Below are 16,298 nucleotides of genomic sequence, written 5' to 3' on the forward strand. Positions count from 1 at the left end.
CATCCTCAACGTCCTCCAGATCCTTCGGTCCGCGTTCGGGGCCTGGGCACCACCGGCAGCCCGCGCAGGAACAACGCGATGCCCTGCCGCCGGATGCGCGCGGCCACCGCCAGCGGCGCCAGCGGGTGCCGGGCGGCCAGCCGCAGCAGCTCGCGTCCGGTCGCGGCCCGGCGCTCGCCGTGGACGCCGGCCACGAAAGGCGGCGCGTCGCGCAACTCCAGACGGATCGCCAGGTTCAGGTGCTCGCCGGGCTCGGGCAGGCGCATCCGGTAGACGCCGCCGTCGATCGGCAGGAACGGCGAGACGTAGAAGTCCTTCGCGACGTTCGCGCAGCCCTTCTCATCGGGGAACAGCAGATAGGCGTGGCGTCCACCGTAGGTGTTGTGCACCTCCGCGACGACGCACACCAACTGCTCCTCGGCGTTCCGGCACCAGTAGACGGTCAACGGGTTGAACACGTACCCGAATACCCGCGCGGCCGTGAGCATCAGGACCCTGCCGCCGTCCAGGAACACGCCGCGATCGGCGAGGAAGTCCTCCAGGCCCGCGCGGATGCTCAGGTCGTGCCCCGTGAAGTGGTCGGCGGGGACGAAGCCGGCCAGCGGACGCAGCGGGCCGGGCAGGTGCGGCAGGTCGTCGAGATCGACCAGCCACAGGTAGGAGGAGTACGTGAAGTCGTTGGCCACGGCGCCGCGCCGCACATGGCGGATGCGGCACTCGTACAGCCCGGCCGAGCTCACCATGTCACCCCGAAAGCCTCGGCGGCCGCCACCCCGGAGGCGCAGCCGTCCTCGTGGAAGCCCCAGCCGTGGTAGGCGCCGGCATATGCGGTGCGCGCGGTGGTCAGCTCGGCCAGCCGGGCTTGCGCCGCGACCGACTCCGGTGTGTAGATCGGGTGCTCATAGCGCATGCGGTCGATCACCGCAGCCGGGTCGATCCGGTCGGCGGCGTTCATCGTGACCAGGTACTCGACCGGCGCGTCGAGGTGGTGCAGATGGTTCATCGCATAGGTGACCACTGCCCGGTCCGGCGCTCCCGATGTGCCGCCTCGCGAGCACGACGGCAGCAGGTAGTTCCACGAGCTGTAGGCCGCGCGCGTGGAGGGCAGCATCGAGGTGTCGGTGTGCAGCACCGTCTCGTTGACCGAGTACGGGATCGCCCCGAGCACCGCCCGCTCGGCCGGGCTCGGATCGGCGAGCAGCCGCAACGCCTGGTCGGAGTGGGTCGCGACGACGACCTTGGCGACCGTGTGCACCTCGTCGGCGTCGTCGTGGATCCGCACGCCGTCCCCGGTGCGGCTCAGCGACCGCACCGGGGTGCTCAGGTGGACCGCGTGCAGGTTCTTCACTGCCTGGTCCACATATGTCTTCGACCCGCCGGTGACGGTCCGCCAGCTGGGCGAACCGGTGACGGCCAGCATCCCGTGGTGGTTGAGGAACTGGAAGAGGTAGGCGGCCGGATAGCGTTCGGCGGTCTCGCGGCCGGAGGACCACACCGCCGAGACCAGCGGCAGGATGAAGTGGTCGGCGAAGAAGCGCGAGTAGCCGCCCTCGGACAGGAACTCCCGCAGCGTGGTGCCCGATGCCGCCGGCCGCGGCGTGTCCGCCAGCAACCGTCGCGCCTCGCGGTGGAACCTTCGAACCTCCAGCAGCATCCGCACGAACCCCGGCCGCAGCGCCCGGTTCGGGGTGGCCAGCAGGCCGCGCGGGCCCTTGGCCCCGGCGTACTCCAGGCCGCAGCCCTCGCAGCGCACGCTCATCGACATCTCGGTCGGCTGGGTGGCCACACCGAGTTCGTCGAACAGCCGGATCAGGTGCGGATAGGTGCGGCGGTTGTGGACGATGAAGCCGCTGTCGACCGAGAGTATCCGGCCGGCTTCGGCCACCTCGTGGGTGTGCGCGTGGCCGCCGAGGCGGCCGTCGGCTTCGAACAGCAGCACGTCGTAGCGGCGCTGGAGCAGGTAGGACGCCGTCAGCCCGGCGACGCCGGATCCGATCACCGCGACCTGCTCGCGGGGCTCGCGGCGGGCGTCCCGTCCTGGTGCCGAACCGGTCACCGATACCTCCCTCGACGATGTCTCGACAGGAGGTATTCGGTGCCGGAGGGGAAACGGATTGGCGCGGTGTGGAGAGTATTTCCGAACTACGGGCAATCCGGACAGCGCACGGCTCCGAATCGATGGGGAAGCATTCGGCCGGGTGTCTGCCGGATCTTGGTGTCGCGAGCTGTTGGAATGGAGCGGTGAGTAAGTCAATGCCTTCGTCACCTTCGTCGTCACAGTCCCGGGCCGCTGTCGCGGTGTTCACCCGCGATCTGCGCGTCCACGACAACCCCGTCCTGGCCGCCGCGGCGGCGTCCTCCGGCGGCGAGGTGGTGCCGTTGTTCGTGCTCGACGGCGGGATCCTGCCGCGGATCAGCCCGACGCGGCGGAGGTTCCTGGAGGAGTCCCTGGCCGATCTGGACGCCGGGCTGCGCCGGCTCGGCGGGCGCCTCGTGCTGCGTTCCGGGGACGTCGTCGCAGAGGTCTGCCGGGTCGCGCACGAGGTGGACGCCGTCGAGGTCCACATGGCCGCCGATGTCACGGCCTACGCGCACGAACGCCAGGACGCACTCGCCGCGGCGCTGCGGGCCCAGGGTGCGGAGCTGCATCTGCACGACCAGGTCCACACCATCCAGCCGCCCGGCGATCTGCGCCCCAACGACCGCGACCACTTCTCGGTCTTCACCCCGTACTGGCGGCGCTGGGCCGAGATTCCGTTGCGGCCGCCGGCGACGGCGCCGCACCTGAGCGTGCCCGACATCGCCGGCCAGGAGCTGCCGGTCCCCGCTGACGGCGAGTCGGCCGGCGGGCTGCACGGTGGGCTGCACGGCGGCGAGACCGAAGGCCGCAAGCGGGCCAAGCAGTGGCTGGACAAGACCGTGGACGAATACGAGGACATCCACGACGACCTCGCCGCCGACGCCACCTCGAAGCTGTCGCCGTACCTGCACTTCGGCTGCGTGTCAGCCACCGAACTCGCCGCGCGGGCCGGCCGCGATCATCCCGGGTCCGGCGCGGAGGCCTTCCTGCGGCAGTTGTGCTGGCGCGATTTCCACCACCAGGTCCTGTCGGCCCGTCCCGACGCCCCGCACACCGACCTGCGCCCGCGCGGATCCTGGCGCGACGACCCCGACGCCCTGGCCGCGTGGTCCGAGGGCCGCACCGGGATCCCGATCGTCGACGCCGGCATGCGCCAGCTCGCCGCCGAGGGCTGGATGCACAACCGGGCGCGCCTGATCACCGCGAGCTTCCTGACCAAGACGCTGGGCATCGACTGGCGCGCGGGAGCAGCCCATTTCGCGCACCACCTGCTCGACGCGGACGTGGCCAACAACGTGCTGAACTGGCAGTGGGTCGCCGGCACCGGCATGGACACCCGGCCCAACCGGGTGCTGAACCCGCTGCGGCAGGCGGCGCGGTACGACCCGGCGGGGGAGTATGTGCGGCGGTACGTGCCCGAACTCGCGGACGTCGCCGATGCGGGGCAGGTGCACGAACCCTGGCGCCTCGGCGAGAGTGCTCTGAAGGAGCGCGACTACCCGGCGTCCATCGTCGAAGTGGGCGGCGGGAAGGTCGGCAAGCGGGTGGACGAGCCCGGGGAGGCGCTGTTCTGAAGCCGGAACCGCGGCAGGCAAACGGCGGGTTACCCGCTCCGGGCCTATAACTGAATCTTGATATCAGGGCCTTGCGGTCTTCGGTACTCGTGGGTAGCTTCCCCGGCGAAGCCCCCCTTCGCCACCGACCGGAAGGCTCCCCTCTCATGCCCGACGCGATATCGCGCCGCCTCGCCGTGCTCGCCGCCGCCTCCGCGGCCGTCGCCGGAACCGCGATCTTCTTCGGCCCCGGCGCGCCGGCCGCGCACGCCGACATCACCTGCTCCACCGCGTACCTGCCGCTGCCGGACCCGGTGTGCACCCCGGGCGCGCTGAACCCGGACGTCACGCAGGACACCATCGACTCGACGATATGCGTGTCCGGCTGGACCGCGACCGTGCGCCCGCCGACGTCGTACACCAACGCGCTGAAGGTGAAGCAGATCGCCGAGTACGGCTACAGCGACACCAGCACGAGCGACTACGAGGAAGACCACTTCATACCGCTGGAACTCGGCGGCGCCCCGCGCGACCCGCAGAACCTGTGGCCCGAGCCGCACTACAGCAGCGACAGCTCGGGGAACACGTCGTACACGAAGGACCAGGTCGAGAACAAGCTGAAGAAGGCCGTGTGCGACGGGAGCGCCGGCCTGAGCGACGCGCAGAACGCGATCGCGACCGACTGGACGACGGCGCTGGCGAAGCTCGGCTTGAGCTGAGCGACCGGATGCAGGCGCTGTGGCATCACTTCGCCGCCTGATCCTCCTCCAGCTGTGAGGCCTGTGCCCGCCCCGCTTCGGTGAGGCGGGCCAGTGCCGCCAGATGCCGGTCGAAGGCCGCGCGTCCCTCGGTCGTCAACGACAGCCAGGTGCGCGGCCGACGGCCGACATGTCCCTTGCGGATGCGGACGTATCCCGTCTCCTCCAGCGCGGTGGCCGCCTTCGACAGCGTCGGCGCGGCGATCGCGCAGGTTTCCGCGACCGTCCCGAACTCCGCCTCGGCACAGCCGGCCAGGAACGCCGCGAGCTTCAGCTTGGGCAGAGTTCCGAAGGCCTCGTCGGGCTCGGGCTGCTCGGGCTCGGTACTCACCGCGCGGCCTGCCGGGCGAGCCGGCGCCACGTCGTCGCACCGAGGACCAGGCCGGCCGCGATCTCGATCCAGCCCCAGTGCGCGGCGACCACGAGCACCATCGCCGCCGCCGTTCCCGCCGCGGCGATCCCGAACGTGCGCAGGCGCTGGCGTCGCCGGGCCGGGTCGTCGACACAGTTGTCGAACTTCGGCACCACCCCGGACCGCCGCCAGCCGGCGACCACCGGGAGCATCGTCGCGAACGTCAGCACCACCAGCGCTGCCCCGGTCAGGCCGCAGACGCGCGCGATGCCTCCGTGCAGCAGGAAGCTGACGCCCATCAAGCACAGCGAGGCGGCGTAGCCGATGCCGATGGTCGGCGGGAACCAGGCCGGGAAGGCGGGTCGCTCGGCGGCCGCGCGCAGGGCGGTGGCGGTGTCGAAGGCTGCGGCGGGGGTGAGCTCGTCGGTCATGAGTTTCACTCTAGCATCTAGTTTCCATTTGGAAAGTAGATGCGGACCGGAACGAGCATGCCGACCGGAGTGGATCAATACCGTCAGCGGTACAGCGGCAGACTCCCGCTCAGCTTCTGCACCGCTTTCTTCGCGCCGGCCACCGCGACGCCGACGTACTGGTGCTCCTCGGCGCCGGTGTCCTGCATGGCCTGCATGTAGGAGCCGTAGTCCCGGGCCGCCTGAGCCGAGGCGGTGAAGTCCACGAGGAACACGTCCGGCTCGGCCAGCGCCTTGGCCACGATCCCGCGCAGCACCTCCGGGTCGGCCTTGAGCACCGGCAGCGGCACCTCGGTGATCGGCTGGTGCAGCTGCCCGTCGCGGTCCTTGACCTGCGGCCCGAGCGCCGATTCCCCGTACGCGTCGCCGATCGACAGCGCCAGGACGGCCGCGGCGTTCATCGCCAGGCCGGTGGGCAGCGCCCCGTCGATGACGATCGCGCACTTCTCGAAGCGGGGGAGGGTGGCGTTGGTGGCGTCGGGCATGGGCATGGGGGCTCCTTCGGATCGAACCATCACCGGATCTGCTGGCCGACAGTAGTGCGTGGTGCGGCCTGATCGCTCAAGATCCGAATTTAGTTCTGCTAGGTTGCCCAGGTGACCGATCTGGACGCCGTTGATTCGGCGCTGCTGGCGCTTTTGCAGAACGATGGACGGCGCACGAACCGTGAGCTGGCCACCCTGCTGAACATCGCCCCCTCGACCTGCCTGGAACGCATGCGCTCCCTGCGCCGCCGCGGCCTGATCGTCGGCTACCACGCGCAGGTGGACCTCGCGGCAATCGGCCGACCGCTGCAAGCACTCATCGCGGTGCGCGTCAGACCGCCGAACCGCGCCGTCATCGACGGGTTCCGGGCGTTCGTGGAGCAGCTGCCCGAGGTGTTGTCGGTGTTCGTGGTGTCCGGCGGCGACGACTTCCTGATCCACGTCGCCGTCAAGGACACCGATCAGCTCCAGGCTTTGGTGCTGGACAAGCTGACGCGGCGCAAGGAGCTCGCCGACGTGCGCACCTCGCTGGTCTACGAGCACTTGCGCAAGACGGAGATCGAGCCGCTGTAAGGCTCGGCCGATAAGAGGCCCGATAAGAGGCCCGATAAGAGGCTTGGTCACTTGGCCGCTACAAGGCTCGGCGGCCGGGCTGGCAGCCATCTGCCCGAACCCGGCCGCCGTCGGCCGTCAGCACCGGCGCGTCACAGGCTGGTGGCCGTGATGTCGCCGCTGGAAGTGGTGGCCTTGATGGTCAGCGCGGCGTCGGCGCCCTCGCTGTTCTTCAGCGCGTTGGTGATCCGGCCGTGCCCGGTACCGGCGTCCAGCGTGGCCGAGACGCCCTGCGCGGCGTGCACGGTGATGCTGCCCGCCTCGGTGCGCAGCTCGACCGCGCCGGCCACCGCCTCGGCGACGGTGATGTCGCCGGTGCCGTTGCTGATCTGCGCCGAACCGGTCAGCCGCCCGATCGTGACCTCGCCGGTGTGCACCTTGAGCTGCGCCCCGGCGACCTCGGCCAGTTCCACGGTGCGGTATCCGCCGTCGAAGACGACCTCGCCGAGCCGGCCGGTGCCGTGGAGCTCGGCCGCTGCGGCCTTGCCCTGGACCCGGGAGCCGGCCGGCACCTGGATCGTCACGTCCACCGAGCCCGAACCGAGGAACCGGCCGGCCTCGGCGGTGACGACCCGCAGCACGCCGTCGGCGAACTCGACCGAGGTCTGCTCGGCGGCCTTCACGTCGCGCTTCTTCGAACCCTCGGCCGGCAGAACCTCGACGGTGGACTCGGCGCGCTCGCCGGCGACCAGGCGGACGCGGCCCGCCGGGATGTCCAGGACGAGGAGGACGGGGGTGGGGGTGGCGAAGGTGTTCATGGTGTTCTCCGTGTTCTCCGTGTTCTTCGTGTTCTTCTTGTCTGCGCCGCGGACCCGGTCGGCCCGCCGTCGTGTCTTCACTTTCGGCGGACGTGCTGACACGGGCCTGACCCCGGCCTGACACCGGCGCTGACACGGCGAACACGGGGAACACAGCGAACACGTTGCCCCTACTCGGTCTCGAGCACCTCCGCGAACGCGATGATCACGCCGCCGGTGGCGTGCTGCTTGGTGGCGCCGACGAGCGGACCGGCCTCGGCCGCGGCCGCGCTGGCCGCCGCGTAGTCGGCGAAGTACAGGTCCAGGAAGCGGTGCGCCGGGACCGGGCTGCCGTCCTCCTTCGGCCAGACCTTCGAGGCCTCCAGCCGGACCAGGCCGGGCAGCTTGCGGGCCAGCGCGAGCTGGTCGGCGTAGGCGGCCTCGAACGCCTCGGGGTCGGAGGGGGTGGAGTACACGAAGGTGATCTTGGTGGCGTTGCCGTGCTCGGACATGGTGGTCTCCCGTTGAGTGGTTTCGGATGAGGTGCGTGGCGGAGCGCCGTATGGTGGCCCCGTTCACTGTTCGACGAGCGTATTCAGAGGAATGAGCAGGGACCATGACCGCTCCGCCGGAAAACCTTGCAGATCGTCCAAGCCCGGTCGGCCAGACGCACGACCTGCTGTCGGAGCTCCTGCGAAGTGTCCGGCTCAGCGGTGAGCGGATTGTCGCGTACACCCCGGAACCGGGGTTCTCCCTCGGATTCGCCGACCGGGGCAGCCTGCACATCGTCGAAGAGGGCGAAGTCACCCTTCGGATCGAGGGCCGTCCGAACGTCGAGCAGGTGCGGGGCGGCGACTTCGTGCTGCTGCCGCGCGGCGATGCGCACTCCGTCAGTGACTCCGGAGGCGCCGGCCGGCCCGCGCGCTGGCTGTGCGGCACGTTCACCATCGGCGACCCGCAGACCAGCCATCTGCTCGGCAGCCTGCCGCCGGTGATCATCCTGCGCGGCTCCGGCGGCTCAGACGGCTCCGGCGGCCCGGATCTGGAGGCGCTGGAAGGGCTCGAAGTCGCCCGCCGGATGATCGTGCTGGAGATGCAGTCGCCGTCGCAGGGCTCTGCGGTGATGGTCTCGCGCATCCTGGACCTGATCTTCATCCAGATCATGCGCACCTGGGCCGCCGGCGCGGACGCCGAGCCGAACTGGCTGGCCGGCGCCTTCGACCCGCAGATCGGCCTGGCCCTGAGCGCCATCCACCGCGATCCCGGCCACGAGTGGACGGTCGACGAACTGGCCCGGGTCTGCACGCTGTCCCGCTCGTCGTTCGCCGCGCGCTTCGTGGACCGCGTCGGCAAGCCGCCGGTCGCCTACCTCGCGCACGTGCGCCTGGACGCGGCCACCGGTCTGCTGCGCGACACGTTCCTGTCGGTCGCGCAGGTCGCCGAGCGCGTCGGCTACGCCTCGGAGGCGGCGTTCAGCCGGGCGTTCCGGACCCGGTACGGCACGCCGCCGGCCCGCTGGCGGCGCGACGTCCGGTCCCGCTGAGTTCCGGACCCTGTCAGCTCTCTGAGTCGGCCAGCCGCTTGCGGTCGGCGGCGATGACCGCCTCGGCGGCGGCGCGGTCGGCCCACGTGCCGGGCTGCGCCTGCCGCCCGGGCTCGGTGTCCTTGTAGATGTCGAAGAAGTGCCCGATCTCGTCCAGCCGTTCCTGGGCCACGTCGGACAGGTCCTGCAGGTCCGCATAGCGGGGATCCTCCGCCGGAACGCACAGGATCTTGTTGTCTTCGCCCTTCTCGTCGTGCGAGCGGTAGACGGCCACTGGCCGGACCGACACCTCCACGCCGGGGAACGCCGGGTCCTCCAGCAGCACCACGGCGTCCAGCGGGTCCCCGTCCAGGGCCAGCGTGCCGGGGATGTACCCGTAGTCGGCCGGATAGCTGGTCGAGGTGAACAACTGCCGCTCCAACCGGATGCGGCCCAGACGGTGGTCCATGACGTACTTGTTCCGGGAACCGGCCGGTATCTCGATCACCACGTCGAATCGCATCATGGTCTTCACGTCGAACGCGGTACCCGGGTTGGGTCAGGAGGAAACGCAGGAAATGCTGCTGAGTGGTTGGTTCGCGCCGTTGATCACCATGCCCCACGACGTCGCGGCCCCCGGGGCCAGGGATCCGTTGTAGGAAACGGAGTTCGCGGTGACGGCCTGCCCGGATTGGGCGGCGGTCACGTTCCAGGAGTTGGCGATCGTCTGCGACCCGGCGAAGGAGAAGCGCACCGCCCACTCGGAGGTGGCGGTCGAGCCGGTGTTGGTGACGGTGAACGCGAGCTGGTAGCCGCTCGACCAGGAGCCGGTCACCGAAGAGGTCACCGAGCAGCCGGCGCCGGCCGCGGAGCTGGAGGGCGAACTCGGCGTGCTCGGAGAACTGGGAGTACTCGGCGTACTCGGCGTACTCGGCGGCGAGGAGGCGCTCGAACTCGGCGTGGAGCTCGGGCTGGAACTCGGCGAACTCGGCGAACCCGATCCCGATCCCGGCGTCGTCGTGTACGTGACCGGCGTGTAGGCCGCGCCGCAGTTGCTCCCGCACGAGGACGGCAGCGAGAAGCTGTACACCTGGCCGCCGTTGATGAGGTTGTCCGACGCGTCGGTCACCCGGATCTGGTAACCGGACCCGGCTGCGGCTGTCGGCCCGATGATGTAGGCCTGCCCCATGTCGCTGTCCATCGCCGCCGAGACCCAGGTCCCGTTCGCCGACAAGTACTGCACGCCGTGGATCCCGTTGGCCAGGTGCGACACCGAGATCGCCGGCCAGTACACCTGCGCGCCCTGTATGAAACCGATGTTGATGTCGCCGCTGTAGTTCGGCGCGTTGATGAACTGCCACGTCACCTGCCGGTTGTTCCAGTGGTCCAGCAGGTCCCCGACGGCCGCGCCGTTCAGCTGGAAGCGGTTGATCGAGTCGGTGTGAAGGTCGATGTGGTACGGATCGTCGCGGCACCAGGCGTTGGAGTCGCCGCAGCTGTCGGCGACCAGCATGTTCAGCGTCGCGCCGTTGTACTTGTCGGCGGTCCACGAGCCGTTGCGGCAGAACGGCTCGTTCTGCGCGCCGTCGTTGGTGCCGGTGCAGAAGTCGCCGATGCTGACCTTCACCCAGCGGCCGCAGTTCAGGCCGTTGTCGAACATGCCCAGGATGCCCGCCTGCGCCGGCGGCACCGGCCGGGGGAACTGGCCGTAGTTCCCCGGGGTGTTGAAGACGTTCAAGGCGATGAAGTCCTGCGAGTCCAGGTTCGCCTGCGGCATGCCGCAACCCCCGTACGGCGCCCCGAGCCCGTCGAAGTGGGTCGCGTTGCCGGTGACCGGCGAGGGTGTGCCGCCGACGCCGAGCGCCTGGGCCGGACTGCTGAGCAGCGCGGCGGCCACGGCCACGATGAGCGCGGCGGCTGAGGCCAGGGCGGTGCGCAGGATCGCGCGCCGGCGTCGGCGGTGGCTGGGCTGCGGCGGTGATGAGGCCGGTCTGATGTGGCGCACGGTGGTGGCTCCTGGGTCGGGTCCGTGGATTGCGGTCGGGTCCGTGTTCGCGGCGCGGCCGGGTCGGCTTCTCGGCGGGCCCGGGCAGTGGCATGGTCCGCCGCCGGTTCGAGCAGCGTCAAAGCTCTGCGAAGACCCCGCAGGTCACCGCGGCTGTCCTGCGAAACTTTCGCGGCACCACCTCCGAGCCGCGACGAGCCGGCCCGTGCCAGTACGGCCTCTGACATGCCCGTTCGACGGCGTTCGACGGACCGCCCGCCGAGCAATGATTTCGCCGCCGCGTAACGGTGCGCGGCGGCGGAGCTACGCTCCGCCCGACACAGTCCGCCACATCTGTATCTGTGGAGAGGCGAATGGAAAGGCGAGCGATGTGAGCAGAAAGATCCCCAGGAAGCTGGCCGGCGTGCTGCTCGCGCTGGCCGGCCTGATCGGGACCACCGTCACCCTCGCGCCGACGGCCTCGGCGCACGGCGCGATGATGGTCCCCGGCAGCCGGACGTTCTTTTGCTACGAGGACGGCCTGACCTCCACCGGCCAGATCGTCCCGCAGAACCCGGCCTGCCAGTCGGCGGTGGCCACCAGCGGCACCACCCCGCTCTACAACTGGTTCGCGGTCGGCAACCGCAGCGGGACCACCAGCGGCGGCACAGTCGGGTTCATCCCCGACGGGAAGCTGTGCAGCGGCAACAGCAACTACTACGACTTCTCAGGGTTCGACCAAGTCAGCGCCGACTGGCCGGTCACGCACCTGACCGCCGGTGGCGACATCACGATCGACTACAACCGGTGGGCCGCGCACCCGGGCACGTTCAGCCTGTACATCACCAAGGACGGCTGGGACCAGACCAAGCCCTTGACCTGGGCCGACCTGGAGCCGGCGCCGTTCTCCACGATCACGAACCCGGCGAACACCGGCACCGTGGCGACGCTGCAGAGCTACTACTACTGGAACGCGACGCTGCCGGCGAACAAGACCGGCCGCCACATCATCTACTCGGTCTGGGCCCGCTCCGACAGCCCCGAGACCTTCTACGGCTGCTCGGACGTCGTGTTCGACGGCGGCACCGGCCAGGTGACCGGCATCGGCGCGACCGCCCCGCCGCCGCCCTCGACGCCGTGTCAGGCCACGTACTCGGTGACCAACTCCTGGAGCGGGGGCTTCCAGGCCCAGATCACCGTCACCAACCCCGGCACCACCCCGATGAACAAGTGGACGGTCGGGTGGGTCCTGGCCGACGGCGAGACCGTGGTCAGCGCTTGGAACGGAACGCTGTCGCAGTCCGGCTCGCTGGCCTCGATGAAGTCGGCGGACTGGAACTCGCAACTGGCCGCCGGAGCCAGTACGAACTTCGGCTTCGTCGCCAACCAGACGAGCGCTCCGACCCAGCCGGAGAGCCTGTCCTGCACCAGTCCGTAGGACCAGCCCGTCCATTTCTCCTGCGATGAAGGGTCCTGTCATGTCCATGCCGGTTCGCCCACGGCTCCGTCGTGTGGTGGTCACCGCCGCGCTCGTCTGTGCGCTGGCGGCCTGCGGTCACTCGTCGGGGGCCAAGAGCATGTCTGGCATGGACATGAACGGCATGAGCGGCACGAACGGTATGGACATGCCGGGCATGGGATCCCCCAGCGGTCCGAAGGTCGCTGCGGCGGTGGCCGCCGACAACGGCCTGCACGGCGCTGTCGGCGGCTACTCCTACGTCGCCGGCGCCGCCACGATGGCAGCGGGTTCGCCCGCGCAGTACACGTTCCACATCACCGGCCCCGGCGGTAAGAACGTCACGCGGTTCCAGCCGTACGAGGGCCAGCTCCTGGTGTTCTATCTCGTCCGGAGCGACCTCGGCGACTTCCACCAGCTGACCGCCTCGATGCGCGCCGACGGGACCTGGACGGTCCCGTTGCCGGCGCTGACGGCCGGCTCGTACCGCGCCTACATCACGTTCGCGGCGCCCGATTCCAGCGCCGGGACCCCTTTGTCGTACTCGCTGTCCCAGCCGCTGACGGTGTCCGGCGCCGCTGCTGCTGCCGCCCCCTTGCCTCCGGCGACCGACACGGCGACCGCCGACGGCTACACGCTCAAACTGACCGGCTCGCCGCGTCAGGGATCTGAGACGGACCTCGGAGTCGCCGTCGCCAAGGACGAAAAGGCCGTCCAGCAGTTCGACCGGCTGCTCGACGGTTACGCGCACCTGACCGCGTTCCACACCGGAGACGCGGCCTTCGCCCGAGCGCTGTCCACCGGACGCTCCGCCGGAGGCGCCGGCGGTGCCGGAGCCCTGACGGCGCAGATCCTCTTCCCCGAGTCCGGCACGTGGCGACTGTTCGTCCAGTTCGAGACCTCAGGGGTCGAGCATACGGCCGCATTCACAGTGGAGGTGCCCTGATGTATGTGCGCAGCATCCGCACGCTGGCCTTGGTGGCTGCGGCCGTTCTGGCCCTGTCGGCGATGTTCGTCTTCGGATCCAGACCCGCCGAGGGCGCCGGTGCCGGCTGCACGGTCACCTATCAGGTGAACCAGTGGAGCACCGGCTTCACCGCCGATGTCACGGTGACCAACAACGGCCCGGCGGTGAGCGCCTGGACGGCGACCTGGTCGTGGACCGGGAACCAGCAGGTCACCTCCGGATGGAACGCGCAGCTGAGCCAAAGCGGTCAGCAGGTAAGCGCCGCCAGTGAGCCGTACAACGGATCGGTCGCGTCTGGGGCCACGGCCGGGTTCGGTTTCCAGGCCACGTATTCCGGGACGAACAGTGCGCCGGCAAACTTCGCGTTCAACGGGGTGCCGTGCAGCGGCATCGGGACGCCGAGCTCGCCTTCCAGCTCACCTTCGACTTCACCTTCGAGCCAGCCGAGCAGCGGACCTTGTCCGGCGAGCGCGGTGTTCTGCGACGGCTTCGAGAATCAGACCACGAGCACGCCCTCCGGCCGATGGTCCGTCGTCACCCCGAGCTGTTCTGGCACCGGTACCGCCGCGATCACCAGCGCGCAGGAGCACTCCGGCGTGAAGTCCCTGGAGATCGACGGCCACGGAACGTACTGCAACCACGTCTTCGCCGGCGATTCGACGGACATGGCGACCGCCGCACCGACCTGGTACGTCCGCTTCTGGATGAAGCACACCGCGCCGCTGCCGACCAACCACACCACCTTCCTGGCCATGAACGACTCCGCCCACGGCAACACCGACCTGCGCCTCGGCGCCCAGAACGGCGCGCTGATGTGGAACCGCCAGTCCGACGACGCCACGCTGCCGGACCAGAGCCCGGCCGGGGTGGCGCAGAGCGTCGTGTTCCCGACCGGGGCGTGGGAGTGCCTGGAGTTCTCCGTGGACGGCGCCGGCGGCCAGATCCACACCTGGTACAACGGCAGCCCGGTCGCGGGCCTCACGGAGGACGGCGTGTCCACGCCGGACGTCGACGACCAGTGGCTGTCCGGTACCGGGGCCTCATGGCGTCCGCAGCTCACCGATCTGAAGCTCGGCTGGGAGAACTACAGCAGCGGCGACGACACCCTGTGGTTCGACGACGTGGTGCTGAGCACGAGCCGGATCGGCTGTTGAGGTTTGCCATCCCCTGATAACCGCTTCATCGAAGGGAGTCATTGGTTTGAGAGTGGGGAGATTCATGAGTGGCGGGAGATTCATGAGCGGTGGGAGGTTCGGCACGGCCGCCGCTGCCGGGCTGCTCGCCGTCACCGGCGTCGTGGCCACCGGCCCGGCCGGCAACGCCTCGGCATCCACCGCCGCGGACGCCGCACCGGTCAACGTCACCGTCAACACCTTGGAAGGCCTAGGCACCATCCCGGCCACCGGCTACGGCCTCAACAGCGCGGTCTGGGACAGCCAGATGAACACCCCGGCGGTCCAGGGCCTGCTCGGCCAGGCCGGGATCGGGATGCTGCGCTACCCCGGCGGTTCCTACGGCGACATGTACAACTGGCAGACCAACACCGCTCCCGGCGGCTACGTGGCCCCCGGCACCGATTTCGACTCCTTCATGGGCACGGTCAAGAAGATCGGGGCCCAGCCCATCCTGATCGCCAACTACGGCACCGGCACGCCGCAGGAAGCCGCCGACTGGGTCCAGTACGCCAACGTCACCAAGGGCTACGGCGACAAGTACTGGGAGGTCGGCAACGAGAACTACGGCAACGGCTATTACGGCAACGGCTGGGAGGCCGACGACCACAACAGTAAGAGCCCTGCGACCTACGCCCAGAACGTCATCCAGTACAGCAAGGCGATGAAGGCGGTCGACCCCACGATCAAGGTGGGCGCCGTGCTCACACTGCCCGGCAACTGGCCGGACGGCGTGGTGGCCTCCGGGGACTCGGCCGACTGGAACCGGCAGGTGCTCTCGATCGCCGGCTCGGCGGTCGACTTCGTCATCGTGCACTGGTATCCGAACGGCAGCGGTGCCGCCACCGCGCTGGGCGAACCGGCACAGCTGCCGGGAGAGCTGGCGCAGCTGCGGAGCGAGATCGCCGAGTACGGTGGGGCGAACGCCTCTCATCTCGGGGTCGCGCTCACCGAGGTGAACGCCGGCGTCGACGAGGACACGCAGCCGGACGCGCTGTTCGGCGCCGACACCTACCTCACGGCGTTGGAACAAGGCGTGTTCACCGTCGACTGGTGGGACACCCACAACGGACCGACCCAGATCAGCACCGCGCCCGACGGCGCCACGGACTACGATGACTGGGGCGTGCTGTCCAGCGGCACCTGCGTGGGCTCTGTCTGCGAACCGGCCATGAACACGCCGTTCCCGAGCTACTACGCCATCAGCATGCTGAGCAAGCTCGGACGTCCCGGCGATCAGATGGTCCGGGCCGGCACCGACCAGCAGCTCGTCGCCGCGCACGCGGTCAAGCAGGCGAACGGGAACCTGGCGGTCATGCTGGTGAACAAGGACCCTGCCAATGCCTACACGGTGAACCTGCACTATGCCGGGTACACGCCGAGCACCGCGACGCCGACCGTCTACACCTATGGCGACGAGGCCACCTCGATCACGTCCGCGGCCGTCGGCAGCAAGGCGGTCCAGACCCTGCCGCCGTACTCGATCGAGACCGTCGTGCTGACCCCGTCCGGCAACCCCGTCAGCACCCTGACGGCGCCGGGTACGCCGACCGTCTCGCAGGTCACCGGGACGCAGGCGACGGTCAGCTGGACCCCGTCCACCGGCGGCACGGCCACCCGCTACGAGGTCTACCGGCAGTTCGGCACGACCAGCGAACTGCTCGCCGAGTCGACGTCCACCTCGGCGACGATCGCCAACCTGGTGCCCGGGACCGGCTACACCCTCAACGTACTGGCCACCGACCAGAACGGGAACCTGTCGCCGCCCTCGGACCCGCTGGCCTTCACCACCGGCACGCCGGCGGCCAGTACCTGCGCCGTGGACTACCAGGTGACGACGGGATGGGGGAACGGCTACGTCGCCGCGCTCACCGTCACCGACACCGGGCCCGCCCCGATCGACGGCTGGTCGCTCACCTTCAGCTTCCCGAGCACCGGCGAGAGCCTGTCCTCCGGCTGGAACGCGAACTGGTCCGGCAGCGGCCAGAACGTCGAGGCCACCAGCCTGAGCTGGAACGCGAACCTGGCGGCGAACGGCGGCAACTCGGCCAGCATCGGGTTCGCCGGGAACAACACCGGAGCGTATCCCTCTCCGGCGGCGATCAGCCTGAACGGCACGGTCTGCACGACGACCTACAGCTCCTGATCAC

At 69.7% G+C, this 16,298-nt stretch carries 17 protein-coding genes; 8 read left to right on the plus strand and 9 right to left on the minus strand.

Annotation, left to right across the window (positions count from 1 at the left end; all coding sequences use genetic code 11):
• Window positions 1-5: 5 nt before the first annotated feature.
• Window positions 6-743, minus strand: coding sequence for a DUF1365 domain-containing protein (locus tag ABIA35_RS32890; RefSeq protein WP_370360561.1), 738 nt, complete (start codon window positions 741-743; stop codon window positions 6-8).
• Entirely contained in the window at window positions 737-2,056 is a 1,320-nt protein-coding gene (locus ABIA35_RS32895) for an NAD(P)/FAD-dependent oxidoreductase (RefSeq protein WP_370360562.1), read from the minus strand. Before ABIA35_RS32895 ends, ABIA35_RS32890 begins: the two co-directional genes overlap by 7 nt.
• A 197-nt stretch (window positions 2,057-2,253) precedes the next feature.
• On the opposite strand from ABIA35_RS32895, the gene ABIA35_RS32900 reads away from it, so the two are divergent.
• Window positions 2,254-3,654 (plus strand): deoxyribodipyrimidine photo-lyase, encoded by a 1,401-nt coding sequence (locus tag ABIA35_RS32900; protein ID WP_370360563.1) that lies wholly within the window; start codon window positions 2,254-2,256, stop codon window positions 3,652-3,654.
• Between the two features lie 146 nt (window positions 3,655-3,800).
• The gene (locus tag ABIA35_RS32905; RefSeq protein ID WP_370360564.1) at window positions 3,801-4,352 is read left to right on the plus strand and encodes a hypothetical protein; all 552 of its coding nucleotides are present in this window, start codon (window positions 3,801-3,803) and stop codon (window positions 4,350-4,352) included.
• A 25-nt stretch (window positions 4,353-4,377) separates the two neighbouring features.
• Here ABIA35_RS32905 and ABIA35_RS32910 read toward each other — a convergent pair whose 3' ends face one another.
• From ABIA35_RS32910 to ABIA35_RS32920, 3 genes are all read right to left on the minus strand, one after another.
• The gene (locus ABIA35_RS32910) at window positions 4,378-4,722 is read right to left on the minus strand and encodes a transcriptional regulator (protein ID WP_370335049.1); all 345 of its coding nucleotides are present in this window, start codon (window positions 4,720-4,722) and stop codon (window positions 4,378-4,380) included.
• On the minus strand, window positions 4,719-5,174 hold the full coding sequence (locus ABIA35_RS32915; protein ID WP_370335047.1) for a hypothetical protein: 456 nt from the start codon (window positions 5,172-5,174) through the stop codon (window positions 4,719-4,721). Before ABIA35_RS32915 ends, ABIA35_RS32910 begins: the two co-directional genes overlap by 4 nt.
• Window positions 5,175-5,257: 83 nt before the next feature.
• Entirely contained in the window at window positions 5,258-5,704 is a 447-nt protein-coding gene (locus tag ABIA35_RS32920; RefSeq protein WP_370360565.1) for a DUF2000 domain-containing protein, read from the minus strand.
• Between the two features lie 114 nt (window positions 5,705-5,818).
• Between ABIA35_RS32920 and ABIA35_RS32925 the strand changes: the two genes are divergently transcribed.
• Window positions 5,819-6,271, plus strand: coding sequence for an Lrp/AsnC family transcriptional regulator (locus ABIA35_RS32925; protein ID WP_370335223.1), 453 nt, complete (start codon window positions 5,819-5,821; stop codon window positions 6,269-6,271).
• 131 nt (window positions 6,272-6,402) lie between these two features.
• Here ABIA35_RS32925 and ABIA35_RS32930 read toward each other — a convergent pair whose 3' ends face one another.
• Together ABIA35_RS32930 and ABIA35_RS32935 are read right to left on the minus strand one after the other, a co-directional pair.
• A complete protein-coding gene (locus ABIA35_RS32930; protein WP_370360566.1) occupies window positions 6,403-7,068 on the minus strand; it encodes a DUF4097 family beta strand repeat-containing protein in 666 nt (221 codons plus the stop codon).
• Between the two features lie 170 nt (window positions 7,069-7,238).
• On the minus strand, window positions 7,239-7,559 hold the full coding sequence (locus ABIA35_RS32935; protein ID WP_370335041.1) for an EthD family reductase: 321 nt from the start codon (window positions 7,557-7,559) through the stop codon (window positions 7,239-7,241).
• A 104-nt stretch (window positions 7,560-7,663) separates the two neighbouring features.
• Between ABIA35_RS32935 and ABIA35_RS32940 the strand changes: the two genes are divergently transcribed.
• The gene (locus tag ABIA35_RS32940) at window positions 7,664-8,590 is read left to right on the plus strand and encodes a cupin domain-containing protein (protein WP_370360567.1); all 927 of its coding nucleotides are present in this window, start codon (window positions 7,664-7,666) and stop codon (window positions 8,588-8,590) included.
• Between the two features lie 13 nt (window positions 8,591-8,603).
• Here ABIA35_RS32940 and ABIA35_RS32945 read toward each other — a convergent pair whose 3' ends face one another.
• Together ABIA35_RS32945 and ABIA35_RS32950 are read right to left on the minus strand one after the other, a co-directional pair.
• The gene (locus ABIA35_RS32945; RefSeq protein WP_370335221.1) at window positions 8,604-9,092 is read right to left on the minus strand and encodes an inorganic diphosphatase; all 489 of its coding nucleotides are present in this window, start codon (window positions 9,090-9,092) and stop codon (window positions 8,604-8,606) included.
• A 36-nt stretch (window positions 9,093-9,128) separates the two neighbouring features.
• A complete protein-coding gene (locus ABIA35_RS32950; protein ID WP_370360568.1) occupies window positions 9,129-10,574 on the minus strand; it encodes a cellulose binding domain-containing protein in 1,446 nt (481 codons plus the stop codon).
• Window positions 10,575-10,944: 370 nt separating this feature from the next.
• Between ABIA35_RS32950 and ABIA35_RS32955 the strand changes: the two genes are divergently transcribed.
• The 4 genes from ABIA35_RS32955 to ABIA35_RS32970 all read left to right on the plus strand — a co-directional run bounded on the left by ABIA35_RS32955 (window position 10,945) and on the right by ABIA35_RS32970 (window position 16,294).
• A complete protein-coding gene (locus tag ABIA35_RS32955) occupies window positions 10,945-11,991 on the plus strand; it encodes a lytic polysaccharide monooxygenase (RefSeq protein ID WP_370335035.1) in 1,047 nt (348 codons plus the stop codon).
• A 148-nt stretch (window positions 11,992-12,139) separates the two neighbouring features.
• The gene (locus ABIA35_RS32960) at window positions 12,140-12,955 is read left to right on the plus strand and encodes a hypothetical protein (RefSeq protein WP_370360569.1); all 816 of its coding nucleotides are present in this window, start codon (window positions 12,140-12,142) and stop codon (window positions 12,953-12,955) included.
• Window positions 12,955-14,130, plus strand: coding sequence for a cellulose-binding domain-containing protein (locus ABIA35_RS32965; protein ID WP_370360570.1), 1,176 nt, complete (start codon window positions 12,955-12,957; stop codon window positions 14,128-14,130). The genes ABIA35_RS32960 and ABIA35_RS32965 overlap by 1 nt, the downstream gene beginning before the upstream one ends.
• A gap of 82 nt (window positions 14,131-14,212) precedes the next feature.
• Window positions 14,213-16,294 carry a cellulose binding domain-containing protein gene (locus ABIA35_RS32970; RefSeq protein WP_370360571.1) on the plus strand — a complete coding sequence of 694 codons (2,082 nt, stop codon included), beginning with the start codon at window positions 14,213-14,215 and terminating at the stop codon, window positions 16,292-16,294.
• Window positions 16,295-16,298 lie beyond the last annotated feature (4 nt).

It is taken from the genome of Catenulispora sp. MAP12-49 (assembly GCF_041262705.1).
In the GTDB taxonomy this organism is placed as follows: Bacteria; Actinomycetota; Actinomycetes; order Streptomycetales; family Catenulisporaceae; genus Catenulispora.